Consider the following 25,997-nt stretch of genomic DNA (forward strand, 5'->3'; position numbering starts at 1 on the left):
TCGCGCTCATAGAGCGCAGCGGCATCGACGCGCTGGCCAGAGTCCGTCTCCGATCGCCCCGAGTTCAAACGTTGATCTACAGCGAGTTACCCGAGGAGGCATACGGGCCCGCACTGATACGGCAAGGCTGCTGAACTGAACCCTTGAAGGCTGGCGTGCCGATAGAGAACACTGTTTGGAAGACCGTACCGGTCGATGGTAGTGGGTTGCTTGCTGAGAAAGCGCCCCGCGGCGTTCCTTGAAACTCAGCGGCCAGTCGGTGCGCCGGCTCGGTTGGGTCCGAGAAGCTGCTGCAACGTCACCAGCAACTTCGAAAGGTCGGCCGGCTTCGCGAAGTGGCCGTCGAATCCTGCCTCGAGGGCCTTTTGCCTGTCAGATTCCTGACCGTAGCCACTGAGCGCCAGCAGCGCAATCTTGCTCAGGCGATCGTCGGCGCGCACCCGCCGCGCAAGGTCATAGCCGCTCATGCCTGGAAGGCCGAGATCGAAAATGCCGCCGTCCACGCTTTCGCGCTCCAGCAACGCCAGCGCATCCTCCGCGTTGCCGGCCGTCAGCACCTGATGACCTTCGAGAAGGCACCACTCCGCCAGCGATTCCAGGGCGTCAGCGTTGTCGTCCACAAGCAGCAGGCGCAGCGTCCTGGCGAATGGCTCGTGAGCAGGGGCGGCCGCGTCCACGCGGGCCGATGCGGTGGACAACGGGAGTTTCACGGTGAAGGTGCTGCCCTGGTCCGGGCCGGCGCTGCTTGCCTCGATGCTTCCACCGTGCAGCTGCGTCAGGCTTCGCGCGATCGCCAGCCCGAGACCCAGCCCGCCGCCGGCGCGCTGGAGCTGCTGTTCGGCCTGGACGAAACGCTCGAAGACGCGGGGAAGCAACTCGGGCGGAATACCGACGCCTTCGTCCGCCACGACCAGTTCCGCTTCGGTGGCGGTCGCGCGAAGGGTCAGCGCGATGCGCTGCGCGGGCGAGGTGAACTTCGCGGCGTTGTTCAGGAGATTGCACACGATTTGCGCAAGCCGCAGTGGATCGCCGGTGACGGGAACGGGCTCGGCCGGCAATGAAATCGACGGCATCTCGGCCTTCGTCTGCAGGGCGGGCAGCGTGAGCTCGATGGCCTTGGCGACGATGTCGCGCAGATCGAGCGGTTCTGGCCGAAGCACGATCTTGCCCGACACGATGCGGGAGATGTCGAGCAAATCGTCCACGAGCCGCGACAGATGCCTGACCTGCCGCTCGATGATCTGGCGTTCCCGCGGAAAGGCTTTGTCGTCCTTGCGCTCGATCAGGCTCAGCGCCAGCGAGATCGGCGCCAGCGGATTGCGAAGCTCGTGACCCAGCATCGCGAGAAATTCGTCCTTGGCTCTGCTCGCGACTTCGGCGCGGTTCTGCGCGTTCCGGGCCTCCGCGAGCAGGCGCACGTTGTCGAGTGCCAGTGCGGCGCGTTGCGCGAGCTCGCCGATGAGCGCGCCGTCCGCAGGGGTGAGCCGGCGCCTGGACTCGTCCTGCAAAACCGCCATGGCGCCGATGGTTCGGCCGCGTGCCACCAGAGGCACGACACATCCGGCGGTGATACCGAACGCCTGCGCGAATTCCCGCAGCTGCGGATCAAGGTCCTGAATGGCGCTCGGCTCATCGAGACTGCGCAGGAACGTCCGGCCGGTGGCGATCGCCCAGGGAAACGAGCCCTGCGCGTCGGGCGATGCCGTACGGGTGCTCACCACGCTGGCGATCTGCGCACTGCGCGCCGGATCGAAGTGATGCGTGAGCTTTCGCTCGAGCACGCCGTCCTCGTTGAGCAGATCGATGCGGCAAAGGTCGCCCACGACCGGCACGATGATGGCCGCAATCGCCTCGAGCGTGGATGCTTCCTCCAGCGAACGCGAAAGCACGGCGCTCGCGCCGGCGAGCCGTTCGAGCCGCTCCTGTGCCGACTGCGCGGTGGTCAGCGCCTTGCGTTCAGCTGCCAACAACGCTTCGCGCTCAAGCTCGTGCTGCGCCCGGTGCTCGGCCGAGAAGACGAGCGCGGTCGCCACTGCGTCCACCTCGGGGATTCCGGAGGCCTGTGCCGTCACGGGGCGCCCGAGACCCAAGGCATCCGCGCTCTGTTGCAGTCGAGCGATCGGGCGCGTGATGGACCGCGACATCCGCCAGGACGCCAGCCCGCCTACCAGCAGCGAGACGAGCAGGCCGAGTCCGTACACGATGACCGTGCGCTGCAGCGCGTCGTCCGCTACTGCGCGCGGGGCGCCGAGCGCCGCCGTCCAGGCGGAGAACTCGAGTTTCGCGACGGCCGTCTGCATCAAGATGCCGTCCACGTTGCGGCTCACGCCCACGTACTCGTGACGATCCTGCATCGAGCGAAGCATCTGCAGCAAAGACTCGCTCGGGGGCACCCCCCGGAATCGCTCGTCCTCGCGAGAGCGCGCGACTCGGGAATTGCCCGCATCGAATATCGAAACCGACCAGCCCTCCGGGATGCTTTGCCGGGCCAGCACGTCCCCGATGGCCTCCGGGCGGACGACCGCTGTGAGAACGTAGCGCACCGCGCCGTCGCGGATGACGGGTACTCGCACGGGGAAGGCAAGCTTGCCGCTCGGGCCCTTCACCATGAGGCCGACGACGGGCATTTGCGTTCGCACGACCGCCGCCAGGCTCCCCGGCTCCATGGCTTGCGCTCCCGAGCCCGTGACAGCGCCTTCGGTGCTGAACAAGACCTTGCCATCCGGTGCCAGCAGGAGGACGCCGAGCCAGTCGGCGTGCGAGGCACGCAGTGCCTTGGCGAGCAACATGGCGTCGACCAATCCGGCTTCTTCGGTCGCGCCCAAAGGCTCTGTGAGCGCCAGCGCTTCGAGCGCCGCGACGGTCAATCGGAGTTCGCCGTCCACAGCGGTGGCCAGCGCCCTGGCAACACCCAGCGTGGTGGTCTGGATCTGGTCCCGCTGCGCTTTCAGCAATCCGTCCAACGCGAAACCGCAAACGACTGCCAAAGGAAGCAGCGCCGCGGAAGCGACGAGCAGCAGGCGGGCCGAGAGGTTGGGAGCGCGCATGAATGCGGGTTCGGTCAAAAAGGTCGGCTATTGTTGCTCAGGCCGATGGCCGGGCGACGCATGGCTCTTCGAGTGCCATTCATTGCACCCATATAGGTCACATGCAGCTGTGGCCGGGCGACTTCGTTGCGGCTGCTGCGTGCAGCAATGCGCCGGCAAATCGGCAGGCGTCCGGGCGCCGGTGCGTGCGCTGGTCGCGACCTCGGCAGTCGTCACGCTACAGAGGCAGTCGGACGACAGAGGACGTACCGTCCTTGCTGAGGACGCCACTGTGATCTTGCCCGCATGGCCCTTCCCAATTTCACTCGCGATGAACAAGCTCAGGCATCGAGTCCGCCGGAATGGGCGCGCCGCGGTTCTTGACAACCCGTGCCGCTTCTTGCCCGTCGGCGTGAACCGCCAAGATCACCGGGAAGGGTCCCCGTGTTGCACGGCGTTGTTCTGGAGAGTGGAGAGCACCTGTGAGGCAACGTCGAAAATGCGAATGAACCCAAATCCGTTGCCACCGAATGCAAATCTGCCGTGGGGCTATTGGGTCGAGCATCTCGGTGCCGGCAACTTGGACATCGCTTCGTAGGTCCTTGTACGCCGCGGCCTCAGCGGGACTGCAATATGACCGCGATGAGCGGCGTCTGGTCACCCAGGTGAGCGTTCGCATCCCCCTAGGGTCAGAGATCGGCGGAATTCAACAGCGGCATCCATCGGAATAAGTGGATTGCGCAGCGCGTCCTACGTGATCCGTCGGAGCTGCACTTACGACACGCCTAATAGCCCGTAGCTTGGTCATGAGGACTAGCAATCATGGAACTTTGCATATTTCTTGTCTAGGATAACCAGCAATTCAAGACAATCTGATCCCGGCCCTTGCCGATCTTGGCTTGGCTGAAGTCATCGGAATCGCTGAATCAGAGAAAGAAGCTACCCAGTGGTTGGCTCAGCACCAATACGATTGGGATATCGCGGTCGTGGATCTCTTTCTGAAGGAAGGCTCCGGCCTTGGCATTCTGCATTGGGTGCAGCTCGCCGAGGGCCAAAGCAGCGGGTCGTGGTTCTCTCGAACTATGCGACATCCACTATGCGTGCGACCTGTCGTGAATCGGGGGCAGACGCGGTGTTTGACAAGTCAACCGAGCTCGACGAATTTTTCGAATATTGCCAAACAGCCGATCGGCATCGCCTCGCGTGTTGAAGCGCGGCACCCAGGTCGATAGCGGTTACTGTACCCTGCTGTTCCGACGAAACGAAGTCCGTGTGCCGCAGCCTTTTCGCGCTGACGCTTCAATAGCACGCAGCCAGGCTAACTCGGCGCTGCTGGCGGCGCCGCCACGGCGCGGAGAATTCAGACGGTGAACTTCGTCTCGCCTTCATCGGTCGATGACACGCGGATGGATCTGCCATGCGCCAGGGTGGTTTGGAAGGAGTAGCTATTAGGAGCAATTGATATGAGCCGGACCAACAGGGGCGGTGGCCGCGTCTTGCTCAGTGGATGACCGAGCCGAACCTGATATCGATGGTGTTGCCGCGGACAACAAGTTGGCCCCCGCGTCACAGGGAAAAGCGCAGCGCATCGATGATTGCCTGCCGGTCGTATGGCTTCACAAGCACGCAAGCGCGGTCCATGGTAATGGCGATGTTCTGACCCGTGGCAAATACAACGCCCAGTGTGGGGTGCTTCGCGCGCGCCGCTTCGGCCACCTCCGTCCCTGAAATGTCCGGCAGACCAATGTCTACGATCATCAGGTCGACGTCGCCCGCGTCTAGGATTGCCAAGGCCTGCGCGCCGCCGAGGGCCTGCGTCACGGCATGACCGAGATCCTGGAGTATCTCTGCGGTTGTTGCGCGGATGACCTCATCGTCTTCAACGAGAAGAATACGCAGCCGGGGTCCGCTCAACGATGCGGTCACGCTCGCATTTTGGGCCGGAGCCGACGGCATCACGCCGCGTTGAGATTGGTTGGCAAACGCGTGCCGAATCCTTCGCGCCAAGTCTTCGCGCGAGTAGGGCTTGCTGAGCAATTCCACACCTGCGTCAAGCCTGCCGCCGTGGACGATGGCGTTGCGGGTGTAGCCGGACGTGAAGAGAACAGCAAGGCCCGGGAGACGCTCGCGCGCTTTGCGCGCCAAGTCTGGGGTGCTCAGCCGCCCCGGCATGACCACGTCAGTGAACAACATGTCGATCTTCATGCCGCTCTGCACAACCGCCAATGCTGCTTCGGCGTCGCTCGCCACCAGCACCTGATAGCCCAGTTCACGAAGCGTTTCGACCACAGTGATGCGCACCTGCTCGTCGTCTTCGGCAACAAGGATGGTTTCGCTCCCCCCAACGGCAGGCCGCTGGTCGACGTCGGCGATTAAATCTTCGGGTTGCTGTGAGCGCGGAAGGTACAGCTTGATCGTCGTGCCTTCGCCCACCTCGCTGTAGATCTTGACATGCCCACCGGACTGCTTCACGAAGCCGTAGACCATCGACAGGCCGAGGCCAGTGCCCTTGCCCTCGGGCTTGGTTGAGAAAAATGGATCGAAAGCCTGAGCGATCACTTCGGGCGACATGCCTGCGCCCGTATCCGACACTGCCACCATGACGTACTGGCCTGCCTCGACTTCCACATGAGCGAGTGAATAGGCTTCGTCAAGATGGGCGTTCGCTACCTCAATCGTTAGCTTGCCAGCCCCGTCCATTGCGTCGCGCGCGTTGATGGCGAGGTTCAGGAGTGCGTTTTCCACCTGCCCCAGATCCACCAAGCAGTTCCACACGTCGTGGCCGACGCTGGTCTGCACCTCCACCGTTTCGCCTAGCGCGCGTTGAAGCATGTCCTCCATCGTGAAAATTAAGCGTCCAAGGTTCGCCACCTTGGGTTCCAGCGCCTGCCGCCGGCCAAATGCCAAGAGGTGACTCGCGAGCTTTGCGCCTCGGCTGACGCCCGCCAATGCGTTATTCAGCCGGCGCTCGGCGCGCTCGTTGCCGACGATGTCTCGTGAGAGCAGTTGCAGGTTGCCAGCGATGACCTGCAGCAAGTTGTTGAAGTCATGTGCCACTCCGCCGGTGAGCTTGCCAATGGTCTCCATCTTCTGGGACTGGACCAGCGCCTTTTCGGTACGCTTGAGCGCTTCTGCGGCCGCATGCTGCTCGGTGATATCGCGCGTGATCTTTGCGAAGCCGATGAACGTGCCCTCGGTATCGTGCAAGGCGTCGATCACCACATGCGCGCGAAAGCGCGAGCCGTCTTTTCGCACGCGCCAGCCCTCGCGCTCGAAGCGGCCTTCGTCCTTGGCGATCGACAGAGCTGTCTGCGGGACGCCAGCAGCTCGATCCTCCGTCGTATAAAAGCGTGAAAAATGGGTGCCCAGCGCCTCTGCTTCGGTGTAGCCCTTGATGCGCTGCGCACCAGCGTTCCAGTTCGTGATCAGACCGCTCGGGTCGAGCATATAGATTGCGTAGTCGGTCACGCCCTGAACCAGGAGACGGAACTGCTGCTCGCTGCGGCGCAGCGCCTCTTCGGCCGCCTTGCGGTCCCCGATATCGCGCGTAATCTTGGCAAAGCCCAGCAGGCGACCGTCGGCGCCAACGATTGGGTCAACAATGACATTCGCCCAGAACCGGGTGCCGTCCTTGCGCACGCGCCATCCCTCGGCCTGAAAACTGCCCTCTGCGGCGGCCGTCTTCAATGCCTGCGACGGCAACCCTGTCGCCTGATCTTCGGGTGTGTAGAAACGAGAAAAGTGCTGGCCAACGATTTCGTTGGTCGTATAGCCTTTAAAGCGCTGAGCGCCGGCGTTCCAGTTCACCACGTAGCCGTCTACGTCCAGCATGTAAATGGCATAGTCGTGGATAGCCGAGACCAACAACTCAAAACGTTGCAGCTCTAGGAGCCTTTTATCTTCTGGAATGTTGCTGCTGGACATCAGTTTGGAGGGATGAGGAGCGACGTTGGAATTCTAGAGTCAGCAAATCGAACCGCTGAACGCGTGAAAGATCGCGGCGTTAAGGCGCAGACAACTTGCGTCGATGTACTCGTAACCGGGTTGCGGCAAGGTGAGCGCTGGTTGCGCCAATAACTCAATGATGAAATCGAATAGGCGAAGTCTTGTGGATGCGTCACGCGGCATGGGGCAACGCTGCGCTTCGCCTGAAAGCTACGGTTCAATTGTGAAATTCAGGGAAAACACGGCGTTCCTGTCCCCGTCTGTGACGAGTCCATCGAGGACGGTGAGCGGCCCGGTCGGGCTCATCATGGGGTTCAAGGCAAGAAAGCGCAGATCCTGGACGGACAAACCGGCCTTTTGCTGCGCGCCCGGAGAAAGAAAGTACTGCTGGCCAGCTTCCGTGTAGCCAGCAGCCAGAAGCAGCGCCAGCTTCGTGCGGAAGCCGTCGAGTAAGTCGGGTGAGGAGACGCTGATCGTGGGCATGACCTGAGGCTCGTGGACTTGCGGTTTTGCGCGTGTAGGACGTTGCCGCTGGGCGCGGAAGAAAGAGGCGACATGGATCTTGCTCTCACGACCTTGATGTCTTAGATGCTTTAGATCTCTTTGAGCAGATCGACCAACGTGCGGAGATCTACTGGTTTTAGACGCTGCGGAATGGGGCGCAACACTTGGCTTGCTCATGCAGCAGGGGCGGCTCATTCCAATGGACGCGCTTGCTGACTTGCGCTGCCCAACACCGGTGCTGGTCGGCATTGAAGACCCGATCGTCCCCTTTCCGTAATGCCCGAAGTGGCGGAACGCATAAGCGAAAGCGAGCTTGCCGTGGTTGCGCAGGCGGGACCGGGTTCCCCATCCTCAGCCGGCCCGACACGTCGAGCAGCGCGCCCGGCAGGTCGTTCACACCCTTGTCGAGGAAGTCAGCGATTCCCTTCAGCAGCATGGCTTCGAGCGCTTCTTGCCGCGCTTTCTTCGCCGAGAAGTTGTCGCCCAGCAACTGCGCGAGCCCGTCGATCACATCCTCAAGATCTTCGGCGAAGAGCAACCCGCCCGAACCGCCCATCGTTAATCAGCGTGCCCAACGCCAGAAGCGCGGCGCTTCCCTTCGGGGCCGCCCTGGGTGCACATGCGGTGCAGAAGCTCAAGACAGGCGATGGAGTAGGTCTTGAAGGTCACCAGCGTGTCACCCACGGCACCGCGTCCCCGTTGCATCTTCGATGCCTTCGAGTAGACGAACTGCGTTTCCTTCACGGCCCGTCTGGCGAACGCCGCCGGGTCTGTCTCTCCGCGATCACGCGCCACACGAACTGTCGTTAACAATGGATTCCATGCTCACACCTTTTCTTCCCCGGGCAGCGCGCTTCTGCTGGACGGCTACCCTGACGCGCGAGGATGCGCCAAGCTCCTTGGCTTCAGCCTGCCAGGCCGAGCCAATTGCGATGTGTCTCAACTTTCTCTGAACACAGGGTGGATTACCCGGGGAATTTTCCTACAGTGCAAACCAAGCATGGCCGATGAGCTGCAGTCGCCCGATGACGGACACCCGTGGCCTGGGCCTTGCAGTATGCGCCGGTGTCCTCCCAGATCCGCCGGCAGGAGACAGCCATGACCATTTCGTCCAACGTCATCTCGTCGGACCGCGTCGAAGGAACGACCGTCTACAACCCTGCTGGCGACAAGCTCGGCAGCATTGATGACCTCATGATCGATAAGTTGTCGGGCCAGGTGCGCTATGCCGTCCTGGAATTCGGTGGCTTTCTCGGCATGGGCACCGACCGCTACCCGATACCTTGGAGCATGCTGAAGTACGACACCTCGCAGGACGGTTACGTGGTTCCTTTGGACAAGGCGACCTTGGAAGGCGCACCCCGTTACGCCGACACCAGCGTGCCCGACTACGACGATAACTACACTTCAACAGTCAACAAATACTACGGCTTCTAACGCCACATTGTTCGCCGACATCGAGCCGGGGAGAGGTCCGCACGAACCGGTTCGTGTGCGGTTTCAGAGCGCCGGCAAATTTCGCCCCCGCTGGCTGGTGGGCGATGCAATGCACCTCCGGCAGCGGCCGTTCTCCGCGCTCGTAGCGTCGAATTCACAACACGCCTCGGGTATGCGCAAGGTGGATCTGCGACGCCCCGAGTGGGTAGTCAGTCGACTTGCACGTTCGCAGGCTGACTCAGCGCTGTTCAGCCTCTTGTACCTATGCGTGGGGCGGCAACAGACGGAGGTTGTACTTCTTTGCCGTGCCGTTGCTTGAAGTGCCTCAAAAGCACATGGCTGCCGTGCGGAAAGCCGGCTCGGCAAAGGCGCCGCAGGCTCGGCTTCGCTAGCTGATCTCCTTGAGCGTGGCGAGATGGACCGGACCGTCCTGGCTCGCGAACGTGGGTGCCCCACCTTCTGCATTTTGCTGTTGCTGACTCACTCCGGAGATCCGATGATTCCCGGAGTCGTACTGCCTGACCTTGCTGTTCTGCTCCACAACGAGTCGGCGCTGTTCAGGAAAAAAAGCGTATCGAACCCCGTTCTGACCACCCGCGCTAGACGGGTTTGACAATTCACTGGGCCACCAACCATCCGCCGGCGCGGCCATTGCTTCCGTGGGTTTCATATTCTTCATGGGCTTCATGGGCTTCATGGGCTGCATCACGGCTCCTTCTTTGGCGGTCGGTCCAGAAAGTCGTCGCGGGGGTTATCGGTATCGCCCAGTTCAGGTACCAGATGGTCCGAAAGCAAGCCAGATACATCCGTGCTTCGCAATAGCAAACCCACCATCATCCCGAGCGACAGAAGGCGCCAGGGCTTGACTAGGACGATCAGCGCCCCTGTCCCCGCGGCATAGGTCACCAGTTTGGCCGGGTACCTCGAGGCGTAGTCCTGGAGCAGCGGCTTGCCGAGCTCGGCGACAGTGCTCAGATGGCTTCGTCGCCACCAGCGGCCTACCACGCTTCGTCCGACGCCTTTTCGCGCCCGGTCACTTCCTGCGGCGCCCTGACGGCCATCTTCGCTCGCAATGGCCACGATCCGCGGACCCGCGTTCGTATCGGTGGCCGCGTAACCCATCGCGGCGAGCAACGAGGCGCGGGACGACGCGAGCCTTTGCTTCGGTGAGAGATCGCCAGTCATCTGTTGTGCTCCCGTATGAAATCCATGGCACGCCGGTCGGCTTCCAACTCGACGGCCACATCCTGGATTTCCTTCCGCACTACCGGACGCATGGCGACCAACGACAGAATGAGTGCCAGCAGGAAGGCGACCACAGGCACTGCAACGAGAACCCAGTAGAACCGGCCGTAGAGAACGCCCAGCATCGCCGCAGTTCCGGCCAACGCAATGCCCAGAAGCGCGCATACGCCGACTCCCGCCCAAGCCACCGCCTTGGCTGCGGTGCCGCGTACGACATCCGCGGTGCTTTCGCGCAGCAGCGCGACATAGTTGGCGAGATGCTTCGCGAAGAGGTCCGGCCGCTGCAGCGCGGCCATGTAGATGGGGTGGACCATGGCCGCGTCAGTTTTGGTACCGATTTCCGGACCGGTCGAAGGCCAGAAGCAAGCCCGCGAGCAGTGCGCCACCCGCTGCGGCGAGCAGCACCGACTTCACCGGTTCGGCTGCTATCTGTTTCGAGCAAGATGCCTCCCACAACGCGGCCCGTTCTCTGAAGCTCACGATCTTCTTGCCGGCTTCGTTGACCGCATTCTGGGCATATGCGCGACCAGTGCCCATGGCGTCCGCGGCAGCGTCCCTCGCATCGGCAGCCACGCCGCGCACCGTATCGAGGGTCTCGCCCGCAGTGGTCTTCGCATCCGCGGCGCTTGCTCGCAAGGCTTGCGCCGTATCGCTGGCAATTGACTTCGCCTCGTCGGCGATGCCGCTGGCTGCTTCCGATGCGTCTCGTCCGATTTGGCGCGCTTCGTCGGCAAGTTGAGAGGGGGTCTTTGCGTCGTCTGCCATGGTAGTCCTTCAAATTAAAACAATGGTCGCGGGATAGACATTCGGGACGACGAGCGCGTCGCGGTGTCGGGCTGGACATCGATCTGTTGTAGGCAAAAACAAACCCCACACCGTAAAGCCTTCAGGCTCACAAAGCGGGTGGGTCGGTATTCAATGGAAATTCAGGGTGAGAGGTCGGGGGAATTCAACAGACAGACCGCGTATGGCACCGCACCCAACGACCGGCGGCAGTTCACGACGCCGCGCAGTCGCATCACCAAGGCCGACACCGTTATTTCGAGTGAGCCAGACAGGCTACGGCGCCTGTGGAATGAAGGATCGCCGCTGCCCGCCCTCCCGAAAGATCGCCCGCAGCATCCATGAGGGTGCCCGTGAGGTGGCACGGTCAGACATTTGGGCCGCCGCGACTGTCACAGTCGTGCGGTACCTCAGCGGAACTTCGGCTCCGGTGACTTGATATCTCTGGGTCTCAACGTTTGGTGTTTCACCTGCTCTCTCCAGCCATTCGCCAACCGCTGATCATCGGTCTGCACCGCCGGCATGCGCTCCGTGAAGCGATCCGCCTGTGCAGCCAATCTCGTTTCGCCCTGTCTCCTCAACATGCCCACCGTTGCGTGCCAGTCCGCCAACACCTCTTGCCGGGTGCTGCGCATCTTCATCTCGCCCGCATCGGAAGCACTTGGTCCCGCTGTAAGGCGCCGCAGCACGCCTGCCAACTTCTGGCGCATCATCGTCGAAGGCTTTGGTGCCCGGCGTCCCTCGCGCTCTGCGACAGGCAACTGCGCGAAGGCCCGGAGCGCCCGCAGCCGATGATGGATCGGGTCCCGATAAGGCTTGCGAACCTGCCCTCGCAGCTGGCGCGGGGTCGCATTGGCAGCGACGCCTTGCTCGCGCATCAGCGCGGCGAACTGCTCGCGCCACTGCCGTAGCGTGTCCTTTCGGATGTAGAGGCGCTTTCCGGGCTCAAACTCGTGCTCGCACTTGACCACCAGATGCACATGCGGGTGCGGCTGGTCCGTGTGCAGCACCATGGCATAGCGATACTGCAGCGCGAAGTTCTCGCGCGCGAAGACCCGCGCGGCCGCCAACACCTTCTCCGGCGGCGTGCCGGCCGGCATGGACAGGACGATGTTGTGGACCAGCTTTGCGCGCGTGTCCCTCTGCCCCTGAGCCGGTTTCGGCTTGTACTGGTTTCTGCACAGCTCCAGTTGCCAGTCGGTCACGATTTCCCTGGCCGCCCCTCGGCCCTGCTGCACCAGACCTTCGTCGGTTTCGAGCGGCAGCTTGCCGTGCCGGCTGATGTAGCGCAGATGAGCCTTCGCGCCGCCGATGTCCCGTGCTCCGCCGGACACTTTCACCATCACTTCGGGTGTACGGCCCACAGTACGCTGGACTTGCGCGATCTCATCGGGCCCGAGGTGCAGCCGGCCGCCGGGGCCGCGCCGGCCGTAGCTCACGATGTCCAGCGCCATGTCGCGCGCTTCGCCGACTGGCTCGCCACTGCTTCGTCCCAAACGCACAACCTGCTTAGGCATCGCCCATCCCGCTGCCGGACTCCCAGCTGATGAGGTTGCGCCGCACGACGGCCACGGTGGCTTCACGTGCCGACTCGACCTCGCGACGAACCAGCGTGACCGCCTCGCCCAAATCCAATGCGACGACGCCTGCAGGATTGTTCGTCATGCCGAACATGAGAAGCTGGCGACCAAGCGCCGCCAAATGGGCGCCCACGGCCTTGATCTGAGCCAGTTCGCTCGGTGGCAGCACCGCCGACGCGTGGACATGGTTGTGGATGAGCAGGGCCAAGTAGCTGCCGGTCCTCATCCCACGCGCACGAGCCCGTCTTGCCACAGCCAGTCGATCCCCGGGGCGAAGTCGCAGCGTGATTCGGTCCGCCGCGCCCACGCCACCATCCAAATCATGGGCGGCTCGCTGCGGGTTCGATGTCAGCGCGATCGGGCCGTTGGACTGGATCACTTCGTGGGCCATCTTGGCAAGCAGGCCCGACTCGCTCAGCCGATGGCGCGCAGCCAGCGCAGCGAAGCTCGCCTTCGTATCGGACGAAACGCGGGCGCTGATCACGGTGCTTGATCGGGGGGCCTTGGTCATTGCAACGCCGTTGCGGTAAACAATGTCTGACGTCAGTCTATCCTGCCCTCATTGCCGCACAAGGACTTTGCTCCCTAGATCCACGCATCTCTTCCCTCCCCTCTCTCATGCGCGATGCCGCGCAGCGCGTGCGCCCCCGCACACGATCATTGTTCGGCATGCCGAACGTTCAGGATTGCATGCGCCACGCTTCGGAGCGCATGCGAAGGCCAGTAGGCTTGCAACATCGGTGCTGTCGCGCAAACGGTGGGCACGCGCCTCCTTGCTCCGCTTCGGCAAGTTTTTTGGCGCCTCTCGAACAGCAGCAAGCTCCCAGTGGCCGCGAAGGGGTGCCGGCTGACAGCTTGCGTGAGTGCTGGACGAAGCGGAGGCAAGCCGGATCGCCGCCATGCACGCCCGCTAGCGGTCCGGTGCCCGAATGCCACGACGTTTCGCCTCGCATGCTGCGTCAACGAACTGCAGGCGTCGCACGACTTCGCGGCCACGGCATCGCGCGCAAATTCGAGGCACCGTAGAACCGTAGTGGCTCACGCGCTCTGCCCAACAGCTACTCAAGTTTCGCGTGGCAGGAGTGCCGCACACGCGGCGTAGTGCGGGATACCGACGGCGCCCCAGTCGAAGACTTCGCGCTGCCGCTGAACCTCATGCGCGCCTGTTTGGCCGCCCCTAGTGCAGACCTCAAGGCCGCCAAGGCGCTGACGGTGCCGCTGCGTTGGTCGGCCGTCGCTAAGTCTTCCAGAAGGCATCGATCATTTCTTGTAGTGACAAATAAATCTTGCATTACATATTTATCGTTACTACAATAAATATAAATGTTCACGGTGATCGAAACGCCAACCTTCCAGCGCCTCGCGACCGAAATCTGGTCCGAAGAGGAGCGCTTGGAATTCGTGTCGTGGATCGCTGCGAACGCCGAAGCCGGCGATGTGATCAAGGGCACCGGCGGGCTGCGCAAGGTTCGTTGGGCTCGCGCCGGCATGGGCAAGCGGGGCGGCGCCCGCGTGATCTATTTCAACCGCAACGAACAGGGCGATCTGGTGCTGCTGCTGGTCTACGTGAAGGCCAAGTTCGACAACATACCCGCCGCCACCCTGGTGAAACTGAAGGAGGCCCTTGATGCCAAAGATTGACAAGGAAATGGTGCAGTTCGAGAAGGATCTGCTGCAGTCCATCGGAGAGATGAAGCGCGGCGAACATGCCGCCGTGCACACGGCCGAGCAGATCGTGGCACGAAAGCGCGGTCGGCCGGTTGGCACTGTCAAGGAGACACCGAAGGTGTCGACCACGATCCGGTTTGATGCCGATCTTCTGGAGGCGCTGAAGTCCGGCGGTCGCGGCTGGCAAACCAGAGTGAACGACGTGATCAGGTCCGTGTTCATTCCGGACACGCGCGAAGAAGCCGTCGCGCTCGCCCGCGATCTGGTCAAGGCTCCGGCGCGAAAGGGCAAAGGCGTGATCCGTGCGCAAGTCGTCGGCGAGAAGCGCGAGGCGATCCGTCGCAGATAAGCCCGCTGAGCATCTCGGACAAAGACTGCGGCTCGCACCTGGACCGGACAGACGAACAGGCCAATCGCATGCCGAGCAAGCCACAGCGGCGCCCGGTCAGCGCGTTGCCGACGCGGATCGAACGGGTCACTCCCGCAGGAAGGGCGGGGAACCGCGTGTCGGCGCCATCAAGGTAAAGAGGCGATTTGAAAGAGAGCCGGCCCACGGCACGGCTCTGCAGCGGTGCCTCATCGGCACATCAGTACTGCGACGCCATGGTCCGCCAACGATTCGCCCCCATGGCCTTGAAAACCTTGAGGGACGATCGCATCGCAATCTTGAGACATGCGCCCCGATGTTCGGCATGCCGAACGTCAGGGGTGCACGGCCCCGACGACTACGCTTCGATCTCCCCCGAGCGCTGCGGCGCCGCGAGCGGGCGCAGCGGAGACGGGAGCCAACGCGTGCCCTCCAGTCTGCGGGTGCAATGCGCCGCGGCCTCGGCCTTCTTCATCGCGGCCACAGCCGGCGTAGCCTGCTCGCCGGTCGCCTCGTGCACCGCTTCGTGCGCCTTCGCCTTGCTGACATGGCCGAGGTAGTTCGCGGAGGTCGGCACCCACCAGTCTGCCATGTCGAGCCCCAGCACCTCGGCGATGCCGTCGCTCTGGTCGGCCGTGCGTTCGCGCGCAACGACCGCATCGATGCTGCGGGCGGTGCAGTACGCCAGCAGGTCGAGCAGCAGGTCGCGCGGCTGCGCGAGCAGCCAGCGGAACAGGGCCTGCGGTTCGCCAGGCAGCCGCTCCTCCCAGTCGCTCGCGGCCCGCATGAGCAGCGCACCGGCCGGTGATTCCTCGTAGCCGGTCGCCGACTGCGCGAGCGTGTAGTCGCCGGTCACATGCAGATGAACCTTCACCACATCGTTGCCGCGCCCGTATTGGCCGAACACCGTCTCCGCCATGCGGTGGACCAAGGTCGCGAGCGCCACATGCGGATCCTGCATCAACGCAGCCTGCAGGGCGGCGGTGCGGTGCGCCGTCAGGTCGCGCATGAGCTTCTCGCTGAACGCGGGGCGCGTTCTCGCCACGCCGGCACCGGTGCCGCCCTCGTCGCCTTCGCCCCCGCCCTCCCCCGCCGGGTCGTCCGCGTCGGACGTGGAGTGGCGATCCTCCGGCCGCGTCAGGCCCCGGCTCGCCACCACCTCGCCGCGGTGGTCGATGCGCAGCAGGACCCCGGTGTGCGCCATCTGATCGGGCATCCACGCCCGCAGCGCGGCATGCGCCGCATCAATCCGGTCGTCCAGCGCGTCGAGGGCGCTCGAGAGACGTTGCATTTCGGCCTCAGCCTCGTCATCGGTCGCATCACCGGACTCCGCGTCGGCCGCACCGGCCTCGTCGCCCTGCGCTTCCAGCAACTCGAGTGCTTCGGCCAGCCGGTCCCGCCCGGCGTCCATCGCCGTGAGCGCTGCGTCCTCCTCGGGCGTGGTGGACCGCCGCTCCTGCGAGGCCTGCCCGTAGCGGCGCAGCGCGAGCGCGTCGCCCTCGGTCACACACTCCACCCATGCCCAGCCCTCGGCGCGCACATCCTCGGCCAGCGTATGCAGTTTTTCCATGGCGAGAACCTGCAGCAGCACCGGATCGTCCAGGTACACGCCGTCGTCATCATCATCCTCGGCGAAGAGATCGCGCCGCACCGCGCCGCCACGCGCCTCGTAGGCCGCCAGACCCACGAAGCGCGCGAGCCGGCTGCCGCCCGCGCAGGACGCTTCGGTGAGCTTGCGGCGCAACGCCCACGCACTGCGTTCGTAGATCGGCAGGCCGTCCCAGACCGCCTCCTGCGCCGCGTGGTCGTCGGTCAGCGCCAGCGCCTGCAACTGGTCCGGCTCGATCTCGTCGGCGCGGTACATCGCCAGAAAGCGGGGCGCGAGTCGCGCGAGCCGGAGCCTGCGCTCCACCGTCAGCGGCGCCACCCCGAAGCGGCTTGCCACTTGCGCCACCGTGAGCCCGCCGTCGACCAGCGCGCGGAAGGCCTCCATCTCGTCGGCCGGGTGCATCGCCTCGCGCCCCGAGTTTTCCGCGAGGGAGATTTCCGCCGCACGCGCATCGGCGAAGCACCGGCATTCCACCGCCTGCGCGGCCTCCATCCGACCCTCGGCCGCAAGCCGCTGCATCGAGCGCAGACGCCGCCCGCCCGCCACCACCGCATACCATCCGTCCGGCAGCGCCACCACCGCGAGCCGCTGCAGCAGCCCCTGGGATTCGATCAGCGCCGCCAGCTCGGCAATGCCCTCGTCGCGCTGCACCCGGCGCACGTTCGCCTCGCCGAGGACCAACCGGTCCAGCGGCACCAGCAGGTCGCGCGGCACCGGGTCCGGAGCCTGCGCAACTGTCGGTTCGCCGCCTCGTCCCTTGGAGGAAGCCCGGCCCCGGCGAGGAACCCCCGCCTTGCCCGCCGCACGGGACACGTCTTTCGCATGAGTCGTCGTTGTCGCAGTCATTTGCTGTCCTTTGTCGTGAAGTTGAAGAAAGGACAAAGAGCCCTGCCGGATTCCTAGATTCGGAGCCCCTCGGAAAAGGGGTCCGGATCGCACCGGCCGCGCATCAGCCGCCGGCCGCCGTCTTCCTGAGTTCTTCGCCCGGTGAACAAAGGCGCGCGCGGGGAGGCGGGAGCAAGGGGGAAGCCTTCGTAACGCGCATGCGTTATGAACACCCCCTTGCAGGCGCAGCCGGTCCCGCGGCGCCGCGCGCGCAACGTCACCGACAAAGGCGAAGAACCCGGGAAGACGGCCCCCGCCTGCGCGTCTCCGGGGCGCACCGGAGCCGCCGCGCGGCGAGCGCCCTCACCTGCCGAAGGCAGGTCTGATCAGCGGAAGTCCGGGAAAGGAGCGCAGCGCCTGCGCCAGGGATGCGCAAGGTGGCCGCAGGCCGTCCCCGCAGGGGATGAGCGCGAAGGCGCGAACCTGGAGCAGCCCGACACCGGCCACGCCGGTGGGGCGCCCGACCGGTCCATGCAGCCATGCCGCCGGCCAGCCAGCCCCCTGCATGCCCTGCCCGTCCCGGCCTCCAGCCACGGCCACCCCGGACGATGGTGGCGGGCAGCCAGACCGCGGGCTTGGCTCCCCATCGCGCCGGCCTGCGCCCAACCCCGAAACCGGATCGGGAAGTTGCAGAAACAGGCGCAGGCGGATGCACTGCGCCAGCAGGACAGCCATCAGGTCCGCACGCAGGCGCAGCCACGGCGCACCCGCCGCAGCGGCCACAGCCGGAGCCGGAACCGCGATGTCCCGCCGCCGCAGCGCCCTTTCGGCCATTGACAAGAAGACCTGCCCAGACCGGCCGCCAGGACTTCGAGCTTTCCTTCCTCAATGCCTTGGCAGGGCACACCGGGCAGATCACCTGAGCGGAAGCCGGTCAGCATGTGGGCCAGGCTTCCGCGCTGCAGGCCGAAGAACACGAACTGCCCCGCCTCTGGCGCCTTCACCCGCCCTGCCCCTTCCAGATCTTCAGAGGCCTGGAAAGCGAGGCCTTGGCGATCGCCTGCGACAACAGCGCCGCCCGGTCCGCGATGCGGACGTCTGCGCCGCGCGCGGCAGGCTGCCGCGACCGCGTGGAATGGTTCAGGTGCTGCTGGATCGGCCGCAGTTGCGGCCCGATGCTTCAGCCGCTGCCCGGCGCAAAAGCCTGGCCCACCTGGATGGAAGTCAGCAGACCCTTGCGCTTGCCCTGCCCTTGCCCTCGACGCCCCGCCGAGCGTGACTGGCCATCCCGCTCAGGCCTCTGCCGGCCATCAGTCCGATGCAGCCGCGGCTCCAACGGAGCGCTCGGATGGGCTCAGGTCTTGCGCGGTGGCTGTACGTCCTCGCGGGCAGGTTCGCTGCCATCGTCGCCGGGATAGCGCAACTGGCTGCCGACTCGGCTCGGGTACTTCAGCGCATCCATCGATCCCGCGCGTCCGGTGAAGGGGCGCAACTCGCTGCCGGTGTAGGTTTCGCGGCGCAGTGGAGGCCTGGGTCCGAGGGTTGGCACGGGCGCGGACGGGCTCTGCTCGTCCTGCCTTTGCAGCGCCTCGCGCCCTTGCACCGTGATCGTGTGCAGGTGCCCCGGCGTCCCGTCGTGCCGGGGGCTGGAAACTTCCCGGACGTAGCCCCGCGCGCGCAGTTCCGCCAGATCCTCGGCAACGGGTCGGCCCAGGCTTTGGCTGATGGCGATGCCGAGAGACAGATCCATGCGGGCCACCGCGCGCAGAACGGCGAGAGGGTCCGGGGCAAGAGGAGCAAAGATTGGGGAAGTCATGTCGCATTCTCCACGCGTCGCGCCACAAAGCGAACTCGCCCCCCGCCGAAAGGACGCCGGAGGATCGGATCGCGATCGCGATCACGAGCGCGGCAGCATGGCCGGAGATCGAAGTGTTGCAGCGACGGGCCGCGTTCCCGCTGCCGCTTTTTCGGCAAGCGGATCGCTGGCGGTTCAACACCGAACTGATGGCCCTGGATTGGGAGATCGGACGCTGCATCAGTACCAGACTCGAGGCGGCGGTCTGGGGGGAAGGCGTCGTTGTCCGCCTGGCCGAGTGTGCATCGGCATCTGAACAACACGCGGTAGGCCCGCCGACCGGCGGGAGTGCAAAGGGAACGGCGTACCGCTAACATCGCCCCCGCCCGTTTGTTGCCGGAGGTAAGAAAAATGCCCGCGATGCCGCTCGTTTCCCGTCTTCGTCTTGCCCTGTTCGTCCTGCTGCCGCTCGCGCTCGCTTCGTGCGGCGGCGGCGGTGGGGGTGGCTTCTCCTTCTTTCCCTTGCCTCCCGGCGGCAACAATCCGCCGCCCGCGGCCGACGCAAAGTACACGGTGGGCGGCAGCGTCAGCGGCCTGCTCGGCAGCGGGCTCGTGCTGCAACTGGCCGGCTCGGCCGACGTGGCCGTGGCCGCCGACGGCGCCTTTGTCTTCAGCGAGAAACTCGCCAAGGGCACGAGCTACGCGGTGAGCGTCAAGCAGCAGCCCTCGACGCCTTCGCAGACCTGCACGGTGAACAACGCGTCCGGCACCATCAGCGATGCCGACGTCGCCAACGTGGCGGTGATCTGCGCCACCACCGGCCAGAAGGTGAGCGTTGCGGTCACGGGCCTCGATGCGGCCGGCGGCCTGGTGCTGCAGAACAACGCGGGTGACGATCTCGCCGTGAGCGCCGACGGCACCTTCGACTTCGCGACGCCGGTGGCGGTCGGCGCCGACTACGGCGTGACGGTGAAGACGCAGCCCACTGCATTGCAGGTGTGCATCGCGAAGCAGGCCTTCGGCACGGTGACCACAGCGCCCATTGCCGCGGTGACGATCGCCTGCACGACGCCCGGTGCCGATCGATTCGCCTTCACCGCCGACGAGGGGACGAGAACTGTGTCGATGTACACCGTTGGCTCCGATGGCAGCCTCACGAATGTCGGAAGCTTCCCCACGGACGGGACGCCGCAGCATGTGACCACGCACCCTTCGAAACCGTACATCTACGCCAGCAACATCTCGGGCACCACCAGGGGCGTCATCCAGTACACCATCGACACCACCACCGTTCCCACGGGCACACTGACACAGAAGCGCGACATCACCGCCGGTGTCGGAGCGACCCCTTATTTCACCGGCATCGCGCCCAACGGCCAGCACGCCTACGTGATCGGGGACGGGATGCTGCACCGGCTGGACGTCGATGCCAACACCGGCGACCTCACCGGCGGCACAGCCGTCGCCGGTGGCACCAGCCGCAAGATCGGCCTGGACCCCCAAGGCCGCTTCGCGTTCGTGGTGATCAACGGCACCTCCTTGGCTACGTTCCGCCTGGACCCGGCCACAGGCGAGCCGATCTCTCCGCCCGCGTCGGTCGTGCTGCCCTCCAACAGCGGACTCACCGACATTGCCATCGAGCCCACGGGCCGTTTCGCCTATGCCAACGTCGGCAACAACCCCGGCACGTTGCTCGCCTACTCGATCGACGCGACCACTGGCGCGCTGACCCCGATCGGCTCGGTCCCCGCTGGCGACACGCCCTTTGGCATGGCCATCGATCCAAGCGGCCGCTTCCTGTACGCGGCAAACAGAAACTCCAACAACGTCTCGGCGTACAGCATCGATCCGCGCACGGGCGCGCTCACGGCGGTGCCGGGCCAGCCTTTCGCTGCGGGTAGCGTGCCCAACTCCGTGACCGTGGACCGCACGGGCCGCTTCGCCTACACGGCCAACCAGTTCAGCAACACGATCACCCTCTTCACGATCGACAGGACGACCGGCTCGCTCGGTACAGGAGTCAGCCTCCCGTCCACGGGCGGCGGGCCGCAATTCCTCGTGCTCGCCAAATAGAGGGCGCCCGCAGCCTGTACAGGGAAAGGATCGCGCTTGACGGGAATGACCCTCCAAGCGACTTCCCCTCAGCGCGCTCTCTCGTCCAAGGCTGGTCAGTTCCGGTCTTTAATGCTGGTGCATCGCGCACACGAACTGTTTTCTAGACCGCGTCCCAGACTTCAAGGCGCTGCCTCAGTCGGACGGATGCACGGGCGAGCGCGAGCCTGTTTCGGCCATTAATGGCAAGGAACAGTTGCCGAGGTGCATCGAGCTGGTCACGCCCGCAGCAACGGCACGAACCGCCTGCCACCGCCATTCAGTAGAGCCGGCACACGACGCACCACGGCGCGTACCCGTGGCGGCTGCTCTGCAGCGGTGCGTCATCGGAACATCCGTACTGCGGGGCGGCCTGCCCTCGCCAACGAACTGCCCCCACGGCTTGAAGCCCCCGGGGATGATCCGGTCCCATTCCTGAAACAACCATGGCGCGCGATTCGGCGGTGAAGGCACATGCGGCTGCGATGTTCGGCGTGCCGAACGTCAGAGGCGCACGACCCGATGGCAATGGCCGCGCCATGATGCTGGTGCACACCGAGCTGTGCCGCCGTGCCAGGATCCTGGTCGACCGGCCATTGACGAACAAGGCGGCGTACCTTGCGGCCTTGACCGCCGAGCTGAAGCACCCCGGGCCCAACCACCTGGACTTCCACCTCGCGCCATTCGTACGCTCGGTCTGCATTTGAGTTTTTCATGACGGTTGACGTCATCAATCGGAGGAATATACTCCGCTTCTTATCATCTCATGACGAGCTCAAACCTGGGACAGCCTCCTTGCTGGCCGTCGGGCGGGACCGCGCAGTGAGCTTGTCGAGCGACATTGCGCGTCGGGCTTCCACGGAATGCCAAACCCATCCACTCGGCCCGACCTGCTGATGAATTCAACAAGCAAGCGGAGATCCGGGGTTCGTTCCACATGCTCGACCGACAGTCCACGTTCGTGGAGATGGATCATCGAAGCGGTGCCCCTGATGTTCCTCGCCCACGAAAGAAACCGAGAACACCATGCGTGCCGATGCACAAAGGAATCGCCAGCGTCTCCTGGACGTCGCGGTCGAACTCGTCCTTCAAGCGGGCGGCGAGCCTTCGCGCGATGCCATTGCAGAGCGCGCCGGCGTGGGCATCGGAACGCTCTACCGGCATTTTCCGGATCGGCAGGCGCTTCTTCACGCCGTGGCCCGCCATGCGCTGGAAAACACCATCGGCGCCGGCGAGACCATTGTCCAGAGCGGGTCCAGCCGGGCGGACGCGCTGCGTCAATACATGCACGCGGCGCTGGACAACGGGATCGGGGTCGTCAACATGATTCATCCGCTTCTCGAAAAGCGCGATTGGCCCGACCTCCGCGCCCGGGCTGCGGCACTCCTGAAAACGCTCCTCGCACGCGCTGTGAAAGACGAGAAGCTGGTCGGCGATGTCTCGGAGAGAGACATCGTCTTCGCCACGATCCGCTTCGCCAGGCCGCTCGCCATCGGCCTTTCTGCCAGCCAGGAACGCGCGATCGCTCACCGGCACTTGGACATCTACATCGATGGTCTGTTCAGCCGGACCGGCGCCCAGCCGCGCAGCGGCGCCACGAAAACCTGATCACTCTCCCCTTCGACCCCTAGCGACCCTCTCCAATTTCTATGACAGTCCTGGATTCCGGCCCCTTCTTTCACGGCACCAAGGCGGATCTGCGCGTGGGCGACCTGCTAACCGCGGGATTCACGTCCAACTACAAGGACGGCCTGGTGATGAACCACATCTACTTCACGGCCCTGAGCAAGGGAGCCGGCCTGGCCGCCGAGATCGCCAAAGGTGCCGGCAAGCCGCGGGTCTACGTCGTCGAGCCGACGGGAGACTTCGAGAACGATCCCAACGTGACAGACAAGAAATTCCCTGGAAACCCGACACGCTCGTACAGAAGCCGGCACCCCTTGAAGGTCACCGGTGAGCTCCCGTGCTGGGAGCCGTTCGATGCCGAGTTTGTTCGGGAACTCAGGCGCCGCGTCCAGGAGGGCATGGGCGAGATCATCAACTAGATGCCTGTCCGCATGCGGCATCCGCTTCAACGCGGGCGGTCTGGGCCTGCCCCGCCCCGTCCGCGGGGTCGACTACGGTGACTGGCATGCCCATCGATCGGCATGTTGCGTGGCGCCATGGGACACGACAGGGTGGCAGCCGGTGGCGTTCATCACTAGGCAGCTTTTCCGGCGCGAGTCCGACGCCAGACACGTCTTCAAAAGGTGGATCAATGAGCGCCGATATCTTTTTCAAGAAAGTTCGCACCTACGCGGACCTCTCCGAAGAGGCAGAGCATGCTTGGGCATCGCTCCTGCGGCCGCGGCAGTACCGCAAGGAAGAGTCGTTCATCGTCGCAGGCGATGTACCGACCACATTTGCGTTCGTCGTGAAGGGCCTGTTTGCGCAACACCATGTCGGCCCGGACGGCGACATGGTCATCAAGTACTTCTTTCCGGAGTGCCGCATTGCCGCGTCCGTCAGCGCGACCTTGCTGAGCCAGTCCAGCCTCTTCACGATCACGGCGATCGAGGACAGCACTGTTCTGGAATACGAGTTTGCTGCGTTCAAGGCGCTCGTGAGCAAGTTCCCCGACGTCGCAGCCTTTTACATCGGGTACCTGGAGCGTCACTGGATCATCGAAAAGGAACCGGGCGAGATTGCCTTCCGCCACGACGCCGCGATGCACCGCTATCGCGACTTCATCCGCAGGGAACCGGATCTGCACAGGCGCCTGAAGCAGCACCATATCGCCGCATGGCTAGGCATCACCCCCGAGAGCCTGAGCCGTCTGCGCAAGGCCATTGCGCTGGGGGCCGGGTAGGCCAGAAGCCGTCCTATCAAACATCAATGCTTGATCGATGGCCGATCCGTATGGTTGAGCCGGGCAAGCGCAAGGGCCTTGCCCCAACCTACGGAGAACCTCATGACCCGATCGATTTTTGTGAACCTGCCAGTGGCCGATCTGCCGCGATCCAGAGCCTTCTACGAGGCGCTGGGCTTCACCCACAATCCCCAGTTCAGCGACGACACCGCCGCATGCATGGTCTGGAGCGAAAGCATCAGCGTGATGCTGCTCACCCATGCGAAGTGGCGCAGCTTCACCAGCCGCCCGCTTCCCGCCCCTGGCTCGAGCGAGGTGATGCTGGCGATCAATTGCGACAGCAAACACGCGGTAGACATGATGAACGACGCCGCGGCAACATGGGGTGGCACGGCCGACATCAATCCCAAGCAGGATCTGGGGTTCATGTACAACCGCAACCTCGCCGATCCTGACGGCCATGTCTGGGAAGCCCTGTGGATGGATCCGGCGGCGATTCCTTCGTCGCAATGAGCTGCGCCTGACGGGCCCGTCCTTCGGACGAGCGCGCGGCGAAGACTCACGGGCAATCGCAGGCCGGCGAAGGGCCGGGGACGCCGTCGTGCCGGCCATGCCCGGCAGCCGGGCTGACGGACAGCGGACGTACCAGCCACGACGGGCAGCACCACATCGAACGGATGCAGCGCAAGCCGGGCGCCTTGCGCAACGGCAGGCGGTTCCCGGGCCTGCCGGCGCCGTTGCTGCGCTTGCGACAGCCGCCGCTCAGGCCTTGGAGAAGCCCGGGTCATGGCACAGCTGCTCGCCGTGGTGCCCCAGGCTAGGCCGGAGGCATGCTGGTGGCAACTTGATCGATCTACGGCATCTCCCGCGCCACGATGAACGCGCAGGCCTCCTCCGCAAGACGCGCCGCCGTGAAGATCGCCGTGCGATCGCCGCGTAGCACCTGCAGCCAGGCGTCGATGTAGGCCGCATGCCCCTCGACCATGGCATCGACCAGCCCGCAGTGCCCCATCACGAACGCACTGCCCAGTTCGGCCACCAGTTCCTCGAACGCATAGGCCGCATCGCCGAAGCGTTGTCCGAAGCGCCGGTTCAACCGGTCGGGATGCCCGGTCCAGTGCACCAGCTCGTGCAGCGCCGTCGCGCACTGCGCCTCGGGACTCGTGAACTCCCGCGGCCACGGCAGCCGGATCTCGTCGAGCGCCGGCAGGTACGCCGCCCGGTCGAAGCCGTGGCGGATCGTCGCATTGCAGCCGCCCAGCAGCCGCATCGCCCGTTCCACCGGCACCCGCAAGTTCTCCGCTGGCGCCACCACACCGAGGTCCACCACGTCGAGCGGCAGCCCGTCGATCTGCGCCGCGTTGAACAGCCAGAACGGCAGGCACAGCAGCACGCCCGCGCGCGCACCGGCGTCCGCAGCCATTGCCTCCTCGTCCGTCCCGCCTTGCGAGAGGACGTCGTCGGCATCGCCGCGACGCTCGCGCGCCTTGCGCTCGAAGTGTGCGCACAGCACACCGCGCTCGCCCTTGCGCACCTGGGCACCGAGGCTCTGCGCCTGTCGGTAGGTCAGCCAGACGTTGGACGCATAGCCCGCCTCGATCGCCGCCTCCCAGAGCAGCAGCACGTTCGCACCGCGGTACGGCGCGCCGGTCTTGCCGTTGCGCGGCACCCCGCGCGCCGCCGCCCGCGCCCAGCGTTCGCGGAACACCGAACCACCCTTCTCCAGCATCGCGATGATCCGGTCCGTCACGACCTGCCGCACATCCATGCGGTCCCGCCCCCGCGCAGCGGTGCCTGCGGATTCGCCCAGGCTCCCACCTGCTTTGGGTGAGTCCTCGGGGGGTACGGGGGGAACGCCCGTGGCGGTCGGATGGCCGGGGTTGTGCGGGCTGCCCGCATCGCGCGGGCTGGAAGTCGAATTGGCGTGCATGGCTGGGCCTTTCTGCGGCATGTGCCGCGGTGGTTGAACATCTGCTTTCGGAGCCGCCTCGACGCATGAAGCGCGCGCGACAAGGGCCGATGTCCAGGGACCGCCCGCAAGCCGCAGCCGAGCACCGCGAGGACCGGGTGAGGACGGTGGCAAAGCCCGCAGCCCTGGACAGCGGCACGAGCGCGCTATGCGTCGGCCAAGAGGCGGCTTCGAACGCAGAGGCAACGCACACAGGCCGCAGGCACCTGCACGCATCGCCCGCGCCGCCCGCCGAAGGCGGCACGCCATCGAGTGCCTGCGAAGCATGCGTCGCCATCGCAAAGTCAGAAGTCGCCGGACGCCCA

General features: G+C 64.9%; 22 protein-coding genes and 1 pseudogene. 10 read left to right on the forward strand and 13 right to left on the reverse strand.

Features of this window, described 5'->3' with window-relative positions; translation table 11 throughout:
• Positions 1–245: 245 nt before the first annotated feature.
• Positions 246–3,065, reverse strand: coding sequence for a hybrid sensor histidine kinase/response regulator (locus M2282_RS25980; protein ID WP_280811660.1), 2,820 nt, complete (start codon positions 3,063–3,065; stop codon positions 246–248).
• An 821-nt stretch (positions 3,066–3,886) separates the two neighbouring features.
• Here M2282_RS25980 and M2282_RS31115 point away from each other — a divergent pair.
• Positions 3,887–4,236, forward strand: a pseudogene (locus M2282_RS31115) (response regulator).
• A gap of 356 nt (positions 4,237–4,592) precedes the next feature.
• Here the strand turns inward: M2282_RS31115 and M2282_RS25990 are convergent.
• The 3 genes from M2282_RS25990 to M2282_RS26000 form a co-directional block, all read right to left on the reverse strand.
• Positions 4,593–6,950, reverse strand: coding sequence for a hybrid sensor histidine kinase/response regulator (locus M2282_RS25990; protein ID WP_280811661.1), 2,358 nt, complete (start codon positions 6,948–6,950; stop codon positions 4,593–4,595).
• A gap of 231 nt (positions 6,951–7,181) precedes the next feature.
• The gene (locus tag M2282_RS25995) at positions 7,182–7,454 is read right to left on the reverse strand and encodes a hypothetical protein (protein WP_280811662.1); all 273 of its coding nucleotides are present in this window, start codon (positions 7,452–7,454) and stop codon (positions 7,182–7,184) included.
• A gap of 157 nt (positions 7,455–7,611) precedes the next feature.
• A complete protein-coding gene (locus tag M2282_RS26000; RefSeq protein ID WP_280811663.1) occupies positions 7,612–8,031 on the reverse strand; it encodes a hypothetical protein in 420 nt (139 codons plus the stop codon).
• A gap of 542 nt (positions 8,032–8,573) precedes the next feature.
• Between M2282_RS26000 and M2282_RS26005 the strand changes: the two genes are divergently transcribed.
• Positions 8,574–8,912: a PRC-barrel domain-containing protein gene (locus M2282_RS26005; protein ID WP_280811664.1), complete on the forward strand. Its 339-nt coding sequence runs from the start codon at positions 8,574–8,576 to the stop codon at positions 8,910–8,912.
• A gap of 388 nt (positions 8,913–9,300) precedes the next feature.
• Here the strand turns inward: M2282_RS26005 and M2282_RS26010 are convergent, their stop codons facing one another.
• The 6 genes from M2282_RS26010 to M2282_RS26035 all read right to left on the reverse strand — a co-directional run bounded on the left by M2282_RS26010 (position 9,301) and on the right by M2282_RS26035 (position 13,031).
• Positions 9,301–9,609 (reverse strand): hypothetical protein, encoded by a 309-nt coding sequence (locus M2282_RS26010; RefSeq protein ID WP_280811665.1) that lies wholly within the window; start codon positions 9,607–9,609, stop codon positions 9,301–9,303.
• A gap of 8 nt (positions 9,610–9,617) precedes the next feature.
• A complete protein-coding gene (locus M2282_RS26015; protein ID WP_280811666.1) occupies positions 9,618–10,097 on the reverse strand; it encodes a hypothetical protein in 480 nt (159 codons plus the stop codon).
• The gene (locus tag M2282_RS26020) at positions 10,094–10,471 is read right to left on the reverse strand and encodes a hypothetical protein (protein ID WP_280811667.1); all 378 of its coding nucleotides are present in this window, start codon (positions 10,469–10,471) and stop codon (positions 10,094–10,096) included. The genes M2282_RS26015 and M2282_RS26020 overlap by 4 nt, the downstream gene beginning before the upstream one ends.
• A gap of 7 nt (positions 10,472–10,478) precedes the next feature.
• Complete coding sequence (locus tag M2282_RS26025) at positions 10,479–10,922, reverse strand: hypothetical protein (RefSeq protein WP_280811668.1); 444 nt, start codon at positions 10,920–10,922, stop codon at positions 10,479–10,481.
• 428 nt (positions 10,923–11,350) lie between these two features.
• Complete coding sequence (locus M2282_RS26030; protein WP_280811669.1) at positions 11,351–12,394, reverse strand: relaxase/mobilization nuclease domain-containing protein; 1,044 nt, start codon at positions 12,392–12,394, stop codon at positions 11,351–11,353.
• A 55-nt stretch (positions 12,395–12,449) separates the two neighbouring features.
• Complete coding sequence (locus tag M2282_RS26035; RefSeq protein ID WP_280811670.1) at positions 12,450–13,031, reverse strand: hypothetical protein; 582 nt, start codon at positions 13,029–13,031, stop codon at positions 12,450–12,452.
• An 812-nt stretch (positions 13,032–13,843) separates the two neighbouring features.
• On the opposite strand from M2282_RS26035, the gene M2282_RS26040 reads away from it, so the two are divergent.
• Both M2282_RS26040 and M2282_RS26045 read left to right on the forward strand, forming a co-directional pair.
• The gene (locus M2282_RS26040) at positions 13,844–14,161 is read left to right on the forward strand and encodes a transcriptional regulator (protein ID WP_280811671.1); all 318 of its coding nucleotides are present in this window, start codon (positions 13,844–13,846) and stop codon (positions 14,159–14,161) included.
• Positions 14,148–14,537, forward strand: a complete 390-nt coding sequence (locus M2282_RS26045; protein ID WP_280811672.1) for a BrnA antitoxin family protein — start codon at positions 14,148–14,150, stop codon at positions 14,535–14,537. The genes M2282_RS26040 and M2282_RS26045 overlap by 14 nt, the downstream gene beginning before the upstream one ends.
• Before the next feature lie 376 nt (positions 14,538–14,913).
• Here the strand turns inward: M2282_RS26045 and M2282_RS26050 are convergent, their stop codons facing one another.
• Together M2282_RS26050 and M2282_RS26055 are read right to left on the reverse strand one after the other, a co-directional pair.
• Complete coding sequence (locus M2282_RS26050) at positions 14,914–17,010, reverse strand: ParB/RepB/Spo0J family partition protein (RefSeq protein WP_280811673.1); 2,097 nt, start codon at positions 17,008–17,010, stop codon at positions 14,914–14,916.
• Between the two features lie 1,333 nt (positions 17,011–18,343).
• The gene (locus M2282_RS26055; protein ID WP_280811674.1) at positions 18,344–18,805 is read right to left on the reverse strand and encodes a hypothetical protein; all 462 of its coding nucleotides are present in this window, start codon (positions 18,803–18,805) and stop codon (positions 18,344–18,346) included.
• A gap of 399 nt (positions 18,806–19,204) precedes the next feature.
• Here M2282_RS26055 and M2282_RS26060 point away from each other — a divergent pair, with 399 nt between their 5' ends.
• From M2282_RS26060 to M2282_RS26085, 6 genes are all read left to right on the forward strand, one after another.
• Entirely contained in the window at positions 19,205–20,857 is a 1,653-nt protein-coding gene (locus M2282_RS26060) for a lactonase family protein (protein ID WP_280811675.1), read from the forward strand.
• A 464-nt stretch (positions 20,858–21,321) separates the two neighbouring features.
• Positions 21,322–21,582: a hypothetical protein gene (locus M2282_RS26065; protein ID WP_280811676.1), complete on the forward strand. Its 261-nt coding sequence runs from the start codon at positions 21,322–21,324 to the stop codon at positions 21,580–21,582.
• Between the two features lie 319 nt (positions 21,583–21,901).
• Positions 21,902–22,483, forward strand: coding sequence for a TetR/AcrR family transcriptional regulator (locus tag M2282_RS26070; protein WP_280811677.1), 582 nt, complete (start codon positions 21,902–21,904; stop codon positions 22,481–22,483).
• A 41-nt stretch (positions 22,484–22,524) separates the two neighbouring features.
• Positions 22,525–22,920, forward strand: a complete 396-nt coding sequence (arr, locus tag M2282_RS26075) for an NAD(+)--rifampin ADP-ribosyltransferase (protein WP_280811678.1) — start codon at positions 22,525–22,527, stop codon at positions 22,918–22,920.
• A 212-nt stretch (positions 22,921–23,132) separates the two neighbouring features.
• Positions 23,133–23,723, forward strand: coding sequence for a Crp/Fnr family transcriptional regulator (locus M2282_RS26080; protein ID WP_280811679.1), 591 nt, complete (start codon positions 23,133–23,135; stop codon positions 23,721–23,723).
• A gap of 102 nt (positions 23,724–23,825) precedes the next feature.
• On the forward strand, positions 23,826–24,236 hold the full coding sequence (locus tag M2282_RS26085) for a VOC family protein (RefSeq protein ID WP_280811680.1): 411 nt from the start codon (positions 23,826–23,828) through the stop codon (positions 24,234–24,236).
• A 340-nt stretch (positions 24,237–24,576) separates the two neighbouring features.
• Here M2282_RS26085 and M2282_RS26090 read toward each other — a convergent pair whose 3' ends face one another.
• On the reverse strand, positions 24,577–25,653 hold the full coding sequence (locus M2282_RS26090; protein WP_280811681.1) for an ArdC family protein: 1,077 nt from the start codon (positions 25,651–25,653) through the stop codon (positions 24,577–24,579).
• Positions 25,654–25,997 lie beyond the last annotated feature (344 nt).

Origin of the sequence: Variovorax boronicumulans (assembly GCF_029892485.1) — a bacterium.
Taxonomy (GTDB): domain Bacteria; phylum Pseudomonadota; class Gammaproteobacteria; order Burkholderiales; family Burkholderiaceae_C; genus Variovorax; species Variovorax boronicumulans_B.